This window comes from Saccharomonospora glauca K62 (assembly GCF_000243395.2).
Taxonomy (GTDB): domain Bacteria; phylum Actinomycetota; class Actinomycetes; order Mycobacteriales; family Pseudonocardiaceae; genus Saccharomonospora; species Saccharomonospora glauca.
This window is the reverse complement of sequence record NZ_CM001484.1, coordinates 3,689,209-3,705,737: the sequence shown is the minus strand read 5'-3', so window position 1 is coordinate 3,705,737 and position 16,529 is coordinate 3,689,209. Positions and strand designations below refer to the sequence as shown.

Here is a 16,529-nt window from a genome sequence, read left to right as displayed (position 1 = left end):
CCGCCCCCGGCCGCATACCCTGGTCGCATGGAATACGCCGAACACGTGACCGACCTGGTGGGCAACACTCCGCTGGTCAAGTTGAACGCCCTCACGAAGGACGTGGAACCGCTCGTGCTCGCCAAGGTCGAGTACTTCAACCCCGGCGGCAGCGTCAAGGACAGGATCGCCCAGCGCATGATCGAGGCCGCGGAGGCGTCGGGCGAGCTCAAGCCGGGTGGCACGATCGTGGAGCCCACCTCCGGCAACACCGGGGTGGGACTGGCCATGGTCGCGCAGCGGAAGGGGTACCGGTGCGTGTTCGTGTGTCCCGACAAGGTCAGCGAGGACAAGCGCAACGTGCTCAAGGCGTACGGCGCGGAAGTGGTGGTGTGCCCGACGGCCGTGCCGCCGGAGCACCCCGAGTCCTACTACAGCGTCTCCGACCGCCTCACGCGTGAGATCGAGGGCGCCTGGAAGCCCAACCAGTACGCCAACCCGCACAACCCGGAGAGCCACCACTACTCCACCGGCCCGGAGATCTGGAAGCAGACCGAGGGCAAGGTGACGCACTTCGTGGCCGGTGTGGGTACCGGCGGCACCATCTCGGGTACGGGGCGTTACCTCAAGGAGGTCTCCGAGGGGCGCGTCAAGGTCATCGGCGCCGACCCGGAGGGATCGGTGTACTCGGGTGGCACCGGCAGGCCCTACCTGGTGGAAGGGGTCGGCGAGGACTTCTGGCCGGAGACCTACGACCGCGAGATCGCCGACGAGATCATCCCGGTCTCCGACGCCGACTCGTTCACCATCACGCGCAGGCTGGCCCGCGAGGAGGGGCTGCTCGTCGGCGGCTCGTGCGGCATGGCCGTCGCCGCCGCCCTCGAACTCGCGAAGCGGTGCGGGCCGGACGACGTCATCGTGGTGCTGCTGCCCGACGGCGGTCGCGGTTACCTCGGCAAGGTCTTCAACGACGCGTGGATGTCGTCATACGGGTTCCTCTCACCCGAGTCCCAGGACGTGACGGTGGGCGACGTGCTGCGTCGTAAGGACGGCAGCCTGCCCGACCTCGTGCACACACACCCGAACGAGACGGTGGCCGAAGCGGTCGCCATCCTGCGGGAGTTCGGTGTCAGCCAGATGCCGGTCGTCAGTGCCGAGCCTCCCGTGATGGCCGCCGAGGTGGTGGGAGCGGTCAACGAACGCGACCTCCTGGAGGCCCTCTTCACGGGCAAGGCCGCCCTGACCGACCGCCTCGAACAGCACATGTCGCCGCCGTTGCCCACCATCGGTGCAGGTGAGCACATCGGCGCCGCGATGAAGGCCCTCGGGTCCGCCAGCGGCGCGTTGGTCCTCGTGGACGGCAAGCCCGCCGGGGTCGTGACTCGCCATGATTTGCTGGCGTTCCTCTCGGGTCACGCCTGATCAGAATAAGATCATCGAGCGAAGTGCCAGGGGCGTTACGCGCTGCACGGGTCACGATCCGATAGCGTGTGCGCGAGCGAAATCATCAAGGTCCTCGTCAAGGGGGTTCACGACCCAATGAGTGCTCCGCAGCCACCGAACCAGCAGTGGGGTGGCGAGCAGCAGCCCCAGGGGCCGTCCAGCGGTCCTCAGCCTCAGCAGAACGGTCCGTTCGGGGACAGCCCCGAACCGACGCAGGTGGTGCAGCCACAGCAGCCGCAACAGCAGCAGTCACAGCAGTCACAAGGCGAGCAGCCGCTCGGTGACAGTCCCGAGCCCACGCAGGTCGTGCAACCTCCGAACCCGGCCGGGGGAGAGCAGCAGGGCGTGAACGCCGAGTCGACCCAACTCGTGCCTCCGGGCTCGCAGCCGCAACCTGCGATCCCGTACTCCCCGCCGCCCAGCGCGTCGGCGGACAACCCCGCCCCGCAGGGCAGCTTCGGGCAGCAGCCCCAGGCCGGTGGTTTCGGTGCGCCGGGCCAGGTCGGTCCCCCGTCCGGGCCGCAGCCGCAGCAGGGCTTCGGCGGGCAGCCGGGCCAGTTCGGGCAGCAGCCCGGCCAGCCCGGTCAGTTCGGGCAGCCTCCGCAGGGAGGCTTCGGCGCTCCCGGCGGTTTCGGCCAGCCCCAGCAGCCCGCGTTCGGCGGCCAGGGCGGCGGCATGAACATGGTCGGCATGATCGTCGGTGGCGTCGTCGCCGTCATCTCCCTGCTCTCGCTGATCCTCACGTTCGGCGACCTCGGTGAGGTCGGCGACATGAGCGATGCGGTGGAGGCCTACCCGCCGCTGGAGGGGATGTTGGAGGAGGCGGGCTTCGCGTCGGTGGGGACCCTGACCTTCTACCTGGTCATGATCCTCATCGCCTCCGTGGTGGCGCTCGCCGGTGGCGTGTTGATGGCCCTGAGCTTCCTGATCAAGGGCGCGCTGCGGAAGATCACGCCTTTCGTGGTCCTGGGCGGCGGTGTCCTGCTGGCGCTCTTCGGTCTCCTGCTTATGATCGGGACCTCGCTGGACGACGATTTCGTCCAGCAGATGGGCGGCACCGAACCCGATATCGCTAGCGCGACCATCTACTTGTTCCTCGGCATTCCGGTGCTCGTCGCGGGTGTGCTGGCGGTCCTTCCCGCCACGTCCAAGCTGCTGGGTGTCGGCGGTGGTTCCGGCGGTCCCGGCGCCCCCGGCGGTTTCGGCCAGGTGGGTGGCTTCGGCCAGCCGGGCGGTCAGTTCCCGCAGAGCGGGGGCTTCCAGCAGCCCGGCCAGCCGGGTGGCTTCGGTCAGCCCGGTGGTCAGTTCCCGCAGAGCGGGGGCTTCCAGCAGCCCGGCCAGCCGGGTGGCTTCGGTCAGCCGGGACAGCCCGGTCAGCCGCCGCAGCAGTGGTGAGCCGCTGAATCGAATTCCTCGAAGGGGCCGTGGGCTTTCTCGCCCGCGGCCCCTTCGGGTCTCTCCGGCGTGTCAAGGGGGCCGCACGTAGGCTGTGGGCATGGTTGCAGACCCGCGTTACGGATTCGAGACACGCGCCATCCACGCAGGGCAGGAACCCGACCCGCGCACGGGTGCGGTGATCGTGCCGATCTACCAGACCTCCACTTATGCGCAGGACGGCGTCGGTGGCACCCGCGAGGGGGACTACGAGTACTCCCGCACCGCCAACCCGACGCGGACCGCGTTGGAGGAGGCGCTCGCCGCACTCGAGGGGGGTCGGCACGCGCTCGCGTTCGCCTCGGGGATGGCGGCCAGCGACGCGGTGCTGCGTACCACGCTTCGGCCCGGCGACCACCTGCTACTGGGCAACGACGTCTACGGCGGTACCTTCCGGCTGATCGACAAGGTCCTCACCGAGTGGGGCGTCAACTACAGTGTCGCAGCTCTGTCCGACCTCGACGAGGTCCGGGCAGCCATGCGTCCCGAGACCAAACTCATCTGGTGCGAGTCGCCCACCAACCCGCTGCTCGGCATCGCCGACATCGCGGCGCTCGCGGAGCTGGCCCACGTCGGCGGGGCCAAGCTCGTCGTCGACAACACCTTCGCCACCCCGTACCTCCAGACGCCGCTGGAGCTCGGCGCCGACATCGTCGTGCACTCCACCACCAAGTACCTCGGCGGACACTCGGACGTCGTGGGCGGGGCGGTGATCACCGATTCCGACGAGCTGCGGGAACGGCTGTTCTTCCTGCGCAACTCGGCGGGCGCCGTGCCGGGTGCCTTCGACGCGTGGTTGACGTTGCGCGGTCTCAAAACGCTGGCCGTGCGCATGGAACGGCACTGCAGCAACGCCGAACTCGTCGCCGAGGCTTTGTCGGTTCACCCCAAGGTCGAGCGTGTCTACTACCCCGGCCTCGCCGAACACCCCGGCCACTCGATGGCGGCCAAGCAAATGCGCCGGTTCGGTGGAATGGTGTCGTTCACGCACGTCGACGGCGAGCAGGCGGCGCTCAACGTGGCCGCCCGGACGAAGTTGTTCATCCTCGCCGAGTCGCTCGGCGGCGTGGAGTCGCTGATCGAACATCCGGGCCGCATGACGCACGCGAGCGTCGCCGGGTCGTTGCTTCAGGTTCCTCCCGAGCTGGTGAGGCTGTCGGTGGGTATCGAGGACGCCCACGACCTGCTGGCCGACCTCAGGTACGCGCTCGACGCCTCGTAGCGTTCGACGGCGCCGCCGTCAGGGACGGAGGTTGCTGGGAGAGGTCTCGGTGGTGCCCGGCCGGTCGTGGTCGTGCCCGATGCCGGCCTCTCTCAGCTCCGCGCCGGAGACGCAACCGCCGACGAGGATCGTCTTCCTGCCCTCGGTGACGTAGTGGCCGGGGTCGCACTGAGCTTCCGAGACGGTGTAGACGGCGGCTCCGGTGAGGGCGAGAGCCGAGATCACTCCGGCGAGAAGCGGCATCACACCCGCGGAACGCGCCCCGTCCGACGTGCGTGCCCTTCCCATACGCGTCTCTCCTGACTCGGGTTTCCGGTGCTCCCGGCGTGCCTCAAGCTTACCCAATCGTGATCTGGCGAAGCAGGTAACCTCGTCGTCACGCTCAGTGCAGTGACATCATCCCCGTCATGGGACTTGTCAGCGTGGACACAATCCGCGAGGCGAGGCGGCTGCTGGAGTCCGTCGTGCGGAAAACGCCGATGGAACATGCGCGTGACCTCGAACCCCCGCAGGGCGGGTCGGTGTACTTCAAGTGCGAGAACCTGCAGCGCACCGGTTCGTTCAAGATCAGAGGCGCGTACACCCGCATTCACGGGTTGAGCGCGGAGGAACGTGCCAGGGGGGTCGTCGCCGCCAGCGCGGGTAACCACGCTCAGGGAGTGGCGCTCGCCGCCTCTCTCCTCGGTACGAAGGCGACCGTCTACATGCCGGAGCGAGCTCCGCTGCCGAAACTGGCCGCCACCCGTGGCTACGGCGCCGACGTCTGCTTGCACGGCGAGGCGCTGGAGGAAGCCATGGCCGAGGCGATCGCCTTCGCCGAACGTACGGGTGCGGTGTTCATCCACCCGTTCGACCACCCCGACATCATCGCGGGCCAGGGCACGGTTGGGCTGGAGATCCTCGAACAGGTGCCGGACGTCGCGACGATCCTGGTGGCCACCGGCGGTGGCGGGCTGGTCGGGGGTGTGGCGAGCGCCGTGAAGGCGATCAAACCGGACGTCCGGATCGTGGGAGTGCAGGCCGAGGGCGCGGCCGCCTTCCCGCTCTCGCTGTCGGCGGGTAATCCGATGCGGCTGGAGAGCACGCAGACCATGGCCGACGGCATCGCGGTGGGAGAACCCGGTTCTCTCACGTTCGAGCACGTCCGGGCACTCGTGGACGACGTCGTGACGGTGAGCGAGGAATCGCTGTCGCGGGCCGTGCTGCTGTGCCTGGAACGCCGCAAGCTCGTGGTGGAACCGGCGGGTGCGGCCGCGGTCGCCGCGTTGCTCGAACACCCCGGTGTCTTCGAGCCGCCGATCGTCGCGGTGCTCTCGGGCGGGAACGTCGACCCGCTGCTGCTGTTGCAGATCATCCAGCACGGTATGACGGCCGCCGGGCGATACCTCAGCTTGCGGCTGCGGGTGGCCGACCGCCCCGGCTCGCTCGCGGGGCTGTTGTCACTGGTCGGCGAGCTGGGCGCGAACGTGCTCGACGTCGAGCACTCGCGTATTTCCGGGCGACTGGCGATGGGCGAGGTGGAAATCGCGTTGAAGTTGGAGACTCGCGGTCCCGAGCACTGCGCCGACGTCGCCGCGCAATTGCAGCGGGCGGGATACCGCGTGTTGGTCTGACACCGGGGGTGCCGTGGGGCCGCCGGGGGAGGAGCGGCCCCACGGGGTGTCACAGGTTGCCGCGACGGGCCTGTTCGCGCTCGATGGCTTCGAACAGGGCCTTGAAGTTGCCCTTGCCGAAGCCGAGCGAGCCGTGCCGTTCGATCAACTCGTAGAACACGGTCGGGCGGTCGCCGATCGGCTTGGTGAAGATCTGGAGCAGGTAGCCGTCCTCGTCACGGTCGACGAGGATGCGGTGCTCCTTCAGCGTCTCGATCGGCACCCTGACCTCACCGATGCGGGCCCGCAGCTCCGGGTCGTCGTAGTAGGAGTCGGGGGTGTCGAGGAACTCCACACCCGCGTCCCGCATCGCCTTGACGGTGCCGATGATGTCGTTGGTGGCCAGCGCGATGTGCTGGCAGCCTGGGCCGTCGTAGAACTCCAGGAACTCGTCGATCTGCGACTTCTTCTTGCCGATGGCGGGCTCGTTGAGCGGGAACTTCACCCGGTGGTTGCCGTTGGCCACCACCTTGCTCATCAGCGCCGAGTACTCGGTGGCGATGTCGTCGCCGATGAACTCGGCCATGTTCACGAAGCCCATCACGCGGTGGTAGAAGGCCACCCACTCGTCCATCTTGCCGAGCTCGACGTTGCCGACACAGTGGTCGATCGCCTGGAACAGCCGCTTCGGCGCGCCCTCGGGTTTCGGGACGGAGCGCTCGCGCGCCTCGTAACCCGGCAGGTAGGGCCCGGAGTAGCGGGAGCGGTCGATGAGACTGTGGCGAGTGTCACCGTAGGCGGCGATGGCGGCCATTCGCACGGTGCCGTGCTCGTCGGAGACGTCGTGTGGTTCCTCCAGCACGGTCGCGCCGTTCGCACGGGCGTGTTCGACGCACTTGTCGACGTCGGCGACTTCGAGGGCGAGGTCGGTGATGCCGTCGCCGTGCTTGCGGTGGTGGTCGAGCAGCGGTGACGTGGGCTTCACCCCACCGTTGATCACGAATCGCGCCGAGCCCGACTTCAGGACGAACGACTTGTACTCGTAGTTGCCCGTCTCCGGGCCCGAGTAGGCGATGAGGTCCATCCCGAACGCCGATTGGTAGAAGTGCGCGGTCTGGGTGGCATTGCCGACCACGAACACCACGGCGTCCATTGCCTTGACGGGGAACGGGTCGCTGGCCACGTCGTGGTCGACCAGGCCGACGAGCTGCCGGAGCTGGTTGTAGTCGATGTCGTCGAGTGCTGGGTTCGCCATGTGACGAAGAATGCGCGCGTCGCGCAGACTGGGCAACAGTCGCCCGAAACAGTGGACAATCTGCCCAGTCAAATCGGCATTCGGGTGATCACTTTGGCGCAGATTGCGCAGGAGGTCGGCATGGCACTGGACTCACTGGACGCTCGACTGTTGTTGCTTCTCACCGACGCGCCCCGCCTCGGCGTACTCGAATGCGCCCGCCGACTCGGGGTGGCTCGGGGCACGGTGCAGGCGCGGCTCGACCGGCTCACCGCCTCCGGGGTGCTCAAGGGGTTTCCGCCCGAACTCGACCTCGCGGGGATGGGCTATGGCCTCACCGCGTTCGCCGTGCTGGAGATCGCCCAGGGGCGTCGCGCCGAGGTCGCCTCCGCGCTCGCCGCCATCGACGAGGTGTGCGAGGTCCACGCCACCACGGGGCAGGGTGACCTCTTCGTACGGTTGGTCGCGCGATCCAACGACGACCTGCAACGCGTCATCGACGAGGTGGTGGGAGTACCCGGTGTGCGCAGGACCGCGACGTCCATCGCGTTGTCCACGCCGGTCCCGCGGGTGCGGCCATTGCTCGAACGAATCGCCGACCGACGGGGTTGAGAGTCTCGGAACCCGGCTCGTGACGGGGCCGGGGCAAACCAACGGCCGGTGCGCCACCTCGGCTGCACCGGCCGTTCACGTGTCGTCCCGGAGTCGGCTTCAGCCGCCGTAGGGAACCGCCTTCACGAGCGTCACCTTCTGGGTCTTGCCGTTGGGCAGCGGGTACTCCCGCGACTCACCTTCCTTCGCCCCGAGCAGGGCCTTGCCGAGCGGCGAGTCGGGCGAGTAGACCTCCATCGGTCCGGTTCCGCCCTCTTCACGGGTGGCGAGCAGGAACGTCTCCTCCTCGTCGTCACCTTCGTAACGCACGGTCAGCACCATGCCGGGCTCGGCGATTCCGTCGTCCTTCGGAGCCTCACCGACCTTGGCCGAGCGCAGCAACTCCTGCAGGTGGCGAATGCGGGCTTCCTGCTGCCCCTGCTCCTCGCGGGCGGCGTGGTAGCCACCGTTCTCCTTGAGGTCGCCTTCTTCTCGGCTGGCGTTGATCTTCGCTGCGATGACCGGACGATTCGCGATCAGCTCGTCGAGTTCGCTCTTGAGCCTGTCGTAGGCTTCCTGGGTCAGCCAGGTCACCTTGCTGTCGCTCACGGTCACCATCTCCTCCTCGGGGCCTGCCAAGCCTGGGTGTACAAGCCGGCTGCCACGCCGTCGTGGCTGCTAGATAAAGGAAAGACACGGCCCGCGTGGGACCGTGCCAACGAGTAAATGATAGCACGAAAGCGCCCCCCGAGGTTGGCGCGTTCTCGACTGCCGGGCGATCCGGCGCCTATTTCACTCCGTTGGCCGCTCGGGGGTTGACAAGTATTCGGGAACATCATAGGAGCACCCGTACACGTCCGCGGTGACGGGCCGCTCGATGCTCCGCACAACTGTGCTCAGGCGATGGACGCCCGGTGGAACGTAGAGCTCCTTCCTTCCGGTCTCGGCTCCGTTGATCTCACGGACCCTGACGATGCACACGGCCGGGCGAGACGGGTCGTCGCGGTTCACGTCCACCGTGATCTCCATGGAGTTGCCCGGTCGTTCCTCGAAGGCGACCCGCTGGCCGTCGATGGGCGCGGCGAACCACTGTGAGTACGCGACGTAGCTGCCGATGCCCAGAACCGCGACGACGACGAGTCCCGTGAGCCAGGCTCGCCTACCACGCAGGCGTCGGTGGGAACGGTTCCCGCGCGCGGAACCGTAGCGATCCTCCAGAGCGTGTGCCGGCTCACGGCCGGGCTCCGAGCTGCTCAAGGAGGGCCTCCCGAACGGTCCTGTCGTCGCGGCGGGAGAATGAAAACACCCACCTCGCGTGTTGAGTATCCGTGAAAGCGATACGAACGTGGGTTGGGGGTCCCACATCCGACGTGGGGATCGAAAGGAACCGAGCCGAACATGGCGCCAACCGACGACGAAGAGAGGGCGGACAGGGTGGACGCGGGGTTACGGCTGATGGCGGTGCACGCCCATCCGGACGACGAGTCGAGCAAGGGTGCCGCCACGATGGCTCGCTACGTGGCCGAGGGGCACGAGGTCATGGTCGTGACGTGCACCGGCGGCGAGGCGGGCAGCGTGTTGAACCCGGCCATGGACCGACCCGAAGTTCACGAGAACATGGCGAAGCTGCGCAGGGAGGAGATGGCCAGGGCGGCCAAGATCCTCGGGGTTCAGCACCGTTGGCTCGGTTTCGTCGACTCCGGGCTGCCGGAGGGAGACCCGCCGCCCCCGTTGCCGGAGGGCTGCTTCGCCAAGGTGCCGCTGGAGGAACCCGTCGCGAAGCTCGTGCGGGTCATGCGTGAGTTCCGCCCGCACGTCGTCACCACCTACGACGAGAACGGCGGCTACCCGCACCCGGACCACATCCGCTGCCACGAGGTCACGATGGCGGCTTACGACGCCGTGGCCGATCCCGAGCGGTACCCGGAGGCGGGCGAGCCGTGGCAGCCGCTGAAGCTGTACTACGGCCACGGCTTCTCACGGGCGAAGTTCGAGGCGTTCCACGAGGCGCTCACCTCGCGCGGGTTGCCCTCTCCCTACGAGGAGTGGCTGAAGAACTGGTCCTCCGACCGGCCCGACGTCATGGAGCGCGTCACCACGCGGGTGCCGTGCGCCGACTACTTCGAGGTGCGTGACGACGCGTTGCGAGCCCACGCCACGCAGATCGACCCCAACAGCCGGTGGTTCGCGGTGCCGCTCGACGTGCAGCGGGAAGTGTGGCCCACCGAGGAGTACGAGCTGGTGCGCTCGCTCGTCGACACGACCTTGCCCGAGGACGACCTGTTCGCGGGGGTTCGAGAAAGGGTGACGACATGACACTGCCGGCCTTCGCGGTCGTGCCCGCCATGAACGCCGGGGTCTGGCTCGCGCAGCAGCCACCCGGTGGTGACGGTGGGGACGGCGGCGGTCAGGGCGAGGACTTCGGCAAGTCCTCGCCCGTCGGCCTGCTGTTGTTGCTGGTGTTCTTCGTGGCGGTGGCCTTCCTCATCCGCTCGATGACCAAGCACCTCAAGCGCGTTCCCGCGAGCTTCGACGACGACGAGGCGTCGTCGGCCGGCAAGACCGACGGCGACGGGGCCGGCAAGACCGACGGCGCCGGCCGTGACCACGAGAGCGCGACCACGGCCGGAGCGGACACCGGCTCCGGAGGCGGTGACTCCGGCACCGGCGACTGAGCGCCGCCGTGTGGAGCCCAGCGCGTCGAGCAGCCGCCCTCGTGGTCACCGTCGGGGCCCGGGCGATCCCCCGGTTGGTGCGTCCGACGACGTGAAGGTTGCGTTTCGACCGCGACACCGTGTTACCGCCGTCCACAAACCGGTCGAGGACGGAGAGCACCACGTCGACGTCGCCCGCCGGGCCGGACGTCACTTCGCTGTGAGCCGCCCGGACGTGTGACACGCTGGGGACATGAACCGTCTCGCCACCGCCACCTCGCCGTATCTGCTGCAACACGCCGACAACCCGGTGGACTGGTGGCCGTGGGGGCCCGAAGCGCTCGCCGAGGCACGGCGCCGGGACGTGCCGATCCTGCTGTCGATCGGGTACGCCGCCTGCCACTGGTGCCACGTGATGGCCCACGAGTCGTTCTCCGACGACGAGGTGGCGGCGTTCATGAACGACCACTTCGTCAACATCAAGGTCGACCGGGAGGAACGCCCGGACATCGACGCCGTCTACATGACCGCCACCCAGGCCATGACGGGCCAGGGCGGGTGGCCCATGACCTGTTTTCTCACCCCGGACGGCAAGCCGTTCCACTGCGGTACCTACTACCCGCCCGTGCCCGCGCACGGGATGCCGTCGTTCAAGCAGGTCCTGGTGGCGGTCGACCAGGCGTGGCGGGAGCGCCGGGACGAGCTCGTGGAGGGCGCCGGACGCGTCGTCGACCACATTGTCGAGCAGACCAAGCCGTTGAGCCTGCGTCCGGTCACGGCCGAGACCGTCGCGGCGGCCGTGTCGAAGTTGCGGCGGGAGGCCGATCCGGGCAACGGCGGATTCGGGGGCGCGCCCAAGTTCCCGCCGTCGATGGTGCTGGAGTTCCTGCTCCGCCACTACGAGCGCACGGGCTCGGTGGAGGCACTGTCCGTTGTGGATGCGACGGCCGAGGGCATGGCGCGCGGCGGCATCTACGACCAGCTCGCGGGCGGGTTCGCCCGGTACTCCGTGGACGCGGGATGGGTCGTGCCGCACTTCGAGAAGATGCTGTACGACAACGCGCTGCTGTTGCGGTTCTACGCGCACCTCGCCCGGCGCACCGGCTCCGCGCTCGCCTACCGGGTCGCGGGGGAGACGGCGGAATTCCTCCTGCGGGACCTGCGAACGCCGCAGGGCGCGTTCGCCTCGTCGCTCGACGCCGACACCGAAGGGGTCGAGGGCCTGACCTACGTGTGGACGCCACAGCAGCTCGTGGACGTGCTCGGTCCCGAGGACGGCGCCTGGGCCGCGAAGCTGTTCGGGGTCACCGAGGAGGGCACCTTCGAGCGCGGGGCCTCCACGCTCCAGTTGCGCCGCGATCCCGACGACCCCGCCCGGTGGATGCGGGTGACCTCCGCTCTGTCGCGGGCGCGTGCCGCACGGCCCCAGCCCGCTCGTGACGACAAGGTGATCGCTGCGTGGAACGGGCTCGCCATCACGGCCCTGGCGGAGGCGGGGGTGGCCCTGCGACGGCCGGAGTGGGTCGAGGCCGCGGTCGCTGCGGCGGCGTTCGTCCTCGACGTCCACGTCGGCGGCGACGGTGCCGAGGGCCTGCGGCGCAGTTCCCGCGACGGGGTCGTCGGCGATGCCGCCGCGGTGTTGGAGGACTACGGCTGTCTCGCGGACGGGTTGTTGGCGTTGCACCAGGCCACCGGCGAGCCGGTATGGCTCACGGAGGCGACCGCGTTGCTCGACACGGCGTTACGGCGCTTCGGGGTCGACGGGGCGCCGGGGGCCTTCCACGACACGGCGGCCGACGCCGAGGCCCTCGTGCACCGGCCGAGCGATCCCACCGACAACGCGAGTCCCTCCGGGGCGTCGGCGTTGGCGGGTGCGTTGCTCACCGCTTCCGCGCTGGCGGGGCCCGAGCGCGCGGGAGCGTACCGGGCGGCGTGCGAGGAGGCGTTGAGCCGGGCGGGTGTGCTCGTGGAGCAGGTGCCTCGGTTCGCGGGGCACTGGCTCTCGGTGGCGGAGGCGTTGTTGTCCGGCCCGGTGCAGGTCGCCGTCGTGGGTGCCGGCGCGAAGGACCGTGCCGAGCTGGTGGCGGAGGCCGCCAGGGGAGTGCACGGCGGGGGCGTGGTGCTCGGCGGCGAGCCCGAGGCCGAAGGCGTGCCGCTGCTGGCCGACCGTCCGCTTGTGGACGGTGCTCCGGCGGCGTACGTCTGCCGAGGTTATGTGTGTGATCGCCCGGTCACCACGCCCGAAGCCCTGGCCCGCTCCCTCTGACGCCGTGTCCGCAAGTTACGCACGCGTGTCCGCAAGTTACGCACGCGTGTTTGCACTTCCCGTACGAGCGATGCGTACGCGAACTGCGAACACGTGTGCACAGCCTGCGGACACGCGTGCACAAGCTGCGGACACGATGTCGGGTTGATCTTCGGGCTGCGGTCGGTTCGGTTCTGGGGCAGGCTTGAGCACATGGAGTTGTTGACCGAAGCGTTGACCCGCCTGCTCGACGGGCGATGGGCGTCGGTGCGCCGCGACGTCCGGGAACACCTCGCCGCGCAGGCGGTCCGAGGAGCCCTCGACACGGCGGGGCTGGACGTCGCCGCACACCGCGAGCTGATCGCCCGGCAGCTCCGGGCCCTCGCCGAGACCGGACGCCCCCGGCTGGGTTTCCCCACCGAGTACGGGGGCGGCGGGGACATCGGCGCGGCCGTGGTGTCGTTCGAGATGCTCGGCTTCGGCGACCTCTCCCTGATGGTCAAGTCCGGCGTTCAGTGGGGACTGTTCGGCGGAGCGGTCCACCTCCTCGGCACCCGGTACCACCACGAGCGCTACCTCCCGGACATCATGTCCGGCGCTTTGCTCGGCTGCTTCGCGATGACGGAGGTCGGGCACGGCTCCGACGTGCAGCACCTGCGCACGACGGCCACCTACGACCCCGGCACCGCCGAGTTCGTGGTGCACACGCCCGACGCGGCGGCGTCGAAGACCTACATCGGCAACGCGGCGCGGGACGGGCGCATGGCAGTGGTGTTCGCGCAACTCGTCACCGGTGGCGAGAGCCGGGGCGTGCATGCCCTGCTCGTGCCGATCCGCGACGAGCACGGCGCGGTACTGCCCGGAGTCACCGTCGAGGACTGCGGGGTGAAGGCCGGGCTCAACGGCGTCGACAACGGCAGTATCACGTTCGACCACGTCCGCGTGCCCCGCTCGGCGCTGCTCAACCGCTACGGCGACGTCGCCGAGGACGGCACCTACACCAGTCCCATCGACAGCGACGGCAAGCGGTTCTTCACCATGCTGGGCACGCTGGTGCGCGGGCGTGTCAGCGTCGCGGGCAGCGCGGGCAGTGCCACGAAACGCGCGCTCACCATCGCCGTGCACTACGCCGACCGCCGTAAGCAGTTCGAGGGCCGGGACGGCGCCGAGGCCACCATCCTCGACTACCTCGCACACCAGCGGCGCCTGCTGCCCGCGCTCGCCACGACGTATGCGCTGCACTTCGCGCAGGAGGACCTCGTCGCGGAGCTGCACGACCTCCAGACCGGTACGCCCGAGGACGTCGCGGAGGCCGACGAGATCCGCCAGCGAGAGCTGGAGTCCCGTGCCGCGGGGATGAAGGCGCTCGCCACCTGGCACGCGACACACACGATCCAGGCCGCTCGCGAGGCGTGTGGCGGCGCCGGCTACATGGCCGAGAACGTGTTGCCCTCGCTCAAGGCGGACACCGACGTGTTCACCACGTTCGAGGGCGACAACACGGTGTTGTTGCAACTCGTCGCGAAGGGACTGCTCACCAACTACCGGCTCCAGTTCGAGGACCTCAGTCCACTTGCGACGGCTCGATTCGTGGCCGAGCAGTTCGTCGGCGCCGTGATCGAACGGACGGCGGCGAGGAGGGTGGTCGAACGTATCGTCGATGCCTCACCGGCTAGGGACGACGACGACGTCGTGTTCGACCGTGCGTGGCAGTGCAAGCTGTTCACCGACCGCGAGACCCACGTCCTCGACGGGCTGGCGCGGCGGTTGCGAGCCGCGACACGGGACAACGCGTTCGACGTCTTCAACGCCGCCCAGGACCACGTGTTGCGTGCGGCGCGAGTCCACGTCGAACGTCTGGTGCTGGATTCCTTCGTCGCGGCCGTCGAGCGTTGTGAGGACGCCGAGGCGAGGGCGCTGTTGGACAAGGTGTGCGACCTGTACGCGCTGTCCGTCGTCGAGGCCGACCGCGCGTGGTTCATGGAACACGGCAGGCTCACCAGCGGACGGGCCAAGGCCGTGATCGCCGGGGTGAACCGGCTGTGCGGGGAACTGCGGCCCCACGCACGCACGCTGGTGGACGCCTTCGCGCTTCCGGAACCGTTGTGGCGGGTGCCGATGCTCGACTGGACCTGAACTCCGGAGGCCACCGTGTGGTCGGCGTCCCGTGACCTTCGGCGAGCGGAGCCGAGGGAGGACCGCGAAACCTCGGAGGGTTCCCGCGTCACCGTGGGGACGTTCAACATCCACCACGGTGCCGGGCCGGACGATCGGCTCCACCTGGATCACGTCGCCGCCGTCATCGCCGACACCGCGTTCGACGTCGTGGGACTGCAGGAGGTGGATCGGTGCTGGGGTGAACGCAGCGAGTTCGTCGACCAGGCGCGGTGGCTGGCCGATCGGCTCGCCATGCGGGTGGCCTTCGGCGCGAACCTCGACGAGGCCCCGCCCCATGAGAAGATGCCGCGACGGCGGTACGGCACGGCGATCCTGTCGCGCTTTCCCATCGCGGCCAGCCGCAACATCGCCCTGCCGAGGCCCGAGGGCGGGGAACCACGCGGCCTGTTGGAGGCCGTCGTGCGGGTGCGTGGAGTACCACTGCGCTTCTACTCCACGCACCTGCAACACGACTCGCCGGCGGAGCGGTGGGCGCAGGTCGAGACCGTCAACGAGGTCATCGCCGCCGCCGACCGGCCGATCGTGCTCGTGGGCGATCTGAACGCCATCCCGGAGGCCCCGGAGATCCAGCGACTTTCCCCGAAGCTGCACGACACGTGGCCGAAGGCGGGAGACGGCGACGGCTTCACCTACGACTCCGTGGCCCCGCGCGCCCGCATCGACTACGTCTTCGCGAGAGACGGGGTGTGTGCTCGCTCGGCGCGGGTGATCGACACGGACGCCTCCGACCATCTTCCGGTGGCCGTGGACGTGGTGATCACCGCGCCGGACGGAGCGGAGCACTAATCACGATAGACCCCACGTCTGTCCCAGGTGGTAGGCCGCGCAGACGTTCACGTCGAGCAGGTAGGCGCCCGCTCGCCCGCACTGTCCCTCGCCGGTGCCGGGGTCGACGGGCTGTCCGTGCCCCATCCCCGTGATCGTCACGGACTCGACCACGGCTCGCCCGGCGCCGTCCTCGTACACCGCGCGCGGGTAGCCGCCCACGGTGTCCTCACGATCGGCGACGGCGTCGGTGCCGTGGACGTCGGTCCACTGTTCCACGAGTTCGCGCTGGTTGGCGACGACCACCGTGCGGTCGGCGTCCCCGTGCCAGATGCTCACCGTCGGCCAGGGACCTTCGTGCGAACTCGCCGCGCGTACGAGATCGCCCCACGCCGAGGGGCTGAGGTTCTTGCCCAGGTACATGCAGGTGTAGGACTCGTACAGCGCCGAGGCGCAGCGGTAGGGAAGCCCGGCGATCACGGCGCCGCCGGCGAAACGTTCGGGATAGGTCGCGAGCAGGGCCGATGTCATGCCTCCGCCCGCCGACAGACCGGTCACGTACACGCGGGAGGCATCACCTCCGGTGGCGGCCAGCGCGTGGTCGACCATGCCGAGTATCGACGCCACTTCTCCCCGGCCTCGCGTGGTGTCGCCCGAGGCGAACCACTGGAAGCAGTTGCTGAGGTTGTTCACCGCGCGTTGCTCGGGAAGGACGACGCTGAACTTCCAGCGCTCGGCCAGTTCGACCCAGCCGGAGGCCAGGCCGTAGTCGGTGCCGTTCTGTGTGCAGCCGTGCAGGGCGACCACCACCGGCCTGCCTTCGGGAAGATCCTCGGGCACGTACTGCAACATGCGCAGGTTTCCGGGGTTGTTTCCGAAGTCGGGAACCTCCGTGATGGAGCCCGCGAGTGCTTTCGGATCGCTCGGCATCGCTCGGGCGGACATGGGAGAGGTCGGAAACGCGACGGCCAGCAGGAAGGCCAGCAAGGGGGCCAGAAGGAGCGGGAGAAAACGCTGTCGCATGTGGACGTAAGTGCTCACGAGTCCCTCCTCACGTCGTCGTGATCCAAGCCACGGTAGGAGGGGGTGGTGATCTCTTGCCATGTCGGCGGCGGCCACATTGCGTCGCCCGACTGTGGGGCGTTCCCACATCCCGCAAGGCGATCCCTGCCCCTACGGTGACGAGGGACCG

15 protein-coding genes are annotated in these 16,529 nt (G+C 69.0%); 10 read left to right on the top strand and 5 right to left on the bottom strand.

What is annotated here, in order from left to right; genetic code table 11:
• Positions 1 to 27 precede the first annotated feature (27 nt).
• The 3 genes from SACGLDRAFT_RS17250 to SACGLDRAFT_RS17240 all read left to right on the top strand — a co-directional run bounded on the left by SACGLDRAFT_RS17250 (position 28) and on the right by SACGLDRAFT_RS17240 (position 4,078).
• Positions 28 to 1,401 (top strand): cystathionine beta-synthase, encoded by a 1,374-nt coding sequence (locus SACGLDRAFT_RS17250; protein ID WP_005466187.1) that lies wholly within the window; start codon positions 28 to 30, stop codon positions 1,399 to 1,401.
• A 117-nt stretch (positions 1,402 to 1,518) separates the two neighbouring features.
• A complete protein-coding gene (locus SACGLDRAFT_RS17245; RefSeq protein ID WP_005466186.1) occupies positions 1,519 to 2,817 on the top strand; it encodes a hypothetical protein in 1,299 nt (432 codons plus the stop codon).
• A gap of 100 nt (positions 2,818 to 2,917) precedes the next feature.
• A complete protein-coding gene (locus tag SACGLDRAFT_RS17240; protein WP_005466185.1) occupies positions 2,918 to 4,078 on the top strand; it encodes a cystathionine gamma-synthase in 1,161 nt (386 codons plus the stop codon).
• Between the two features lie 18 nt (positions 4,079 to 4,096).
• On the opposite strand, the gene SACGLDRAFT_RS17235 is transcribed toward SACGLDRAFT_RS17240, so the two are convergent.
• Positions 4,097 to 4,366: a hypothetical protein gene (locus SACGLDRAFT_RS17235; protein WP_005466184.1), complete on the bottom strand. Its 270-nt coding sequence runs from the start codon at positions 4,364 to 4,366 to the stop codon at positions 4,097 to 4,099.
• A gap of 119 nt (positions 4,367 to 4,485) precedes the next feature.
• Here SACGLDRAFT_RS17235 and ilvA point away from each other — a divergent pair, with 119 nt between their 5' ends.
• Positions 4,486 to 5,691 carry a threonine ammonia-lyase gene (ilvA, locus tag SACGLDRAFT_RS17230; RefSeq protein WP_005466182.1) on the top strand — a complete coding sequence of 402 codons (1,206 nt, stop codon included), beginning with the start codon at positions 4,486 to 4,488 and terminating at the stop codon, positions 5,689 to 5,691.
• A gap of 49 nt (positions 5,692 to 5,740) precedes the next feature.
• Here ilvA and hppD read toward each other — a convergent pair whose 3' ends face one another.
• Positions 5,741 to 6,925 carry a 4-hydroxyphenylpyruvate dioxygenase gene (gene hppD / locus SACGLDRAFT_RS17225; RefSeq protein ID WP_005466181.1) on the bottom strand — a complete coding sequence of 395 codons (1,185 nt, stop codon included), beginning with the start codon at positions 6,923 to 6,925 and terminating at the stop codon, positions 5,741 to 5,743.
• Positions 6,926 to 7,045: 120 nt separating this feature from the next.
• On the opposite strand from hppD, the gene SACGLDRAFT_RS17220 reads away from it, so the two are divergent.
• Positions 7,046 to 7,516, top strand: coding sequence for an Lrp/AsnC family transcriptional regulator (locus tag SACGLDRAFT_RS17220; protein ID WP_005466180.1), 471 nt, complete (start codon positions 7,046 to 7,048; stop codon positions 7,514 to 7,516).
• A 99-nt stretch (positions 7,517 to 7,615) separates the two neighbouring features.
• Here SACGLDRAFT_RS17220 and greA read toward each other — a convergent pair whose 3' ends face one another.
• Both greA and SACGLDRAFT_RS17210 read right to left on the bottom strand, forming a co-directional pair.
• Positions 7,616 to 8,110, bottom strand: a complete 495-nt coding sequence (gene greA, locus SACGLDRAFT_RS17215) for a transcription elongation factor GreA (RefSeq protein ID WP_005466179.1) — start codon at positions 8,108 to 8,110, stop codon at positions 7,616 to 7,618.
• Positions 8,111 to 8,287: 177 nt separating this feature from the next.
• Complete coding sequence (locus SACGLDRAFT_RS17210) at positions 8,288 to 8,752, bottom strand: DUF4307 domain-containing protein (protein ID WP_005466177.1); 465 nt, start codon at positions 8,750 to 8,752, stop codon at positions 8,288 to 8,290.
• A 141-nt stretch (positions 8,753 to 8,893) separates the two neighbouring features.
• Between SACGLDRAFT_RS17210 and mca the strand changes: the two genes are divergently transcribed.
• The 5 genes from mca to SACGLDRAFT_RS17185 all read left to right on the top strand — a co-directional run bounded on the left by mca (position 8,894) and on the right by SACGLDRAFT_RS17185 (position 15,358).
• Positions 8,894 to 9,811 (top strand): mycothiol conjugate amidase Mca, encoded by a 918-nt coding sequence (gene mca, locus SACGLDRAFT_RS17205; RefSeq protein WP_005466176.1) that lies wholly within the window; start codon positions 8,894 to 8,896, stop codon positions 9,809 to 9,811.
• Positions 9,808 to 10,170, top strand: a complete 363-nt coding sequence (locus SACGLDRAFT_RS17200) for a hypothetical protein (protein WP_005466175.1) — start codon at positions 9,808 to 9,810, stop codon at positions 10,168 to 10,170. Before mca ends, SACGLDRAFT_RS17200 begins: the two co-directional genes overlap by 4 nt.
• Positions 10,171 to 10,402: 232 nt before the next feature.
• The gene (locus SACGLDRAFT_RS17195; protein WP_005466174.1) at positions 10,403 to 12,415 is read left to right on the top strand and encodes a thioredoxin domain-containing protein; all 2,013 of its coding nucleotides are present in this window, start codon (positions 10,403 to 10,405) and stop codon (positions 12,413 to 12,415) included.
• A gap of 192 nt (positions 12,416 to 12,607) precedes the next feature.
• The gene (locus SACGLDRAFT_RS17190; RefSeq protein WP_005466173.1) at positions 12,608 to 14,530 is read left to right on the top strand and encodes an acyl-CoA dehydrogenase family protein; all 1,923 of its coding nucleotides are present in this window, start codon (positions 12,608 to 12,610) and stop codon (positions 14,528 to 14,530) included.
• A gap of 93 nt (positions 14,531 to 14,623) precedes the next feature.
• Positions 14,624 to 15,358, top strand: a complete 735-nt coding sequence (locus tag SACGLDRAFT_RS17185; RefSeq protein WP_232283991.1) for an endonuclease/exonuclease/phosphatase family protein — start codon at positions 14,624 to 14,626, stop codon at positions 15,356 to 15,358.
• Here SACGLDRAFT_RS17185 and SACGLDRAFT_RS17180 read toward each other — a convergent pair whose 3' ends face one another.
• The gene (locus tag SACGLDRAFT_RS17180) at positions 15,359 to 16,378 is read right to left on the bottom strand and encodes an extracellular catalytic domain type 1 short-chain-length polyhydroxyalkanoate depolymerase (RefSeq protein WP_005466171.1); all 1,020 of its coding nucleotides are present in this window, start codon (positions 16,376 to 16,378) and stop codon (positions 15,359 to 15,361) included.
• Positions 16,379 to 16,529 lie beyond the last annotated feature (151 nt).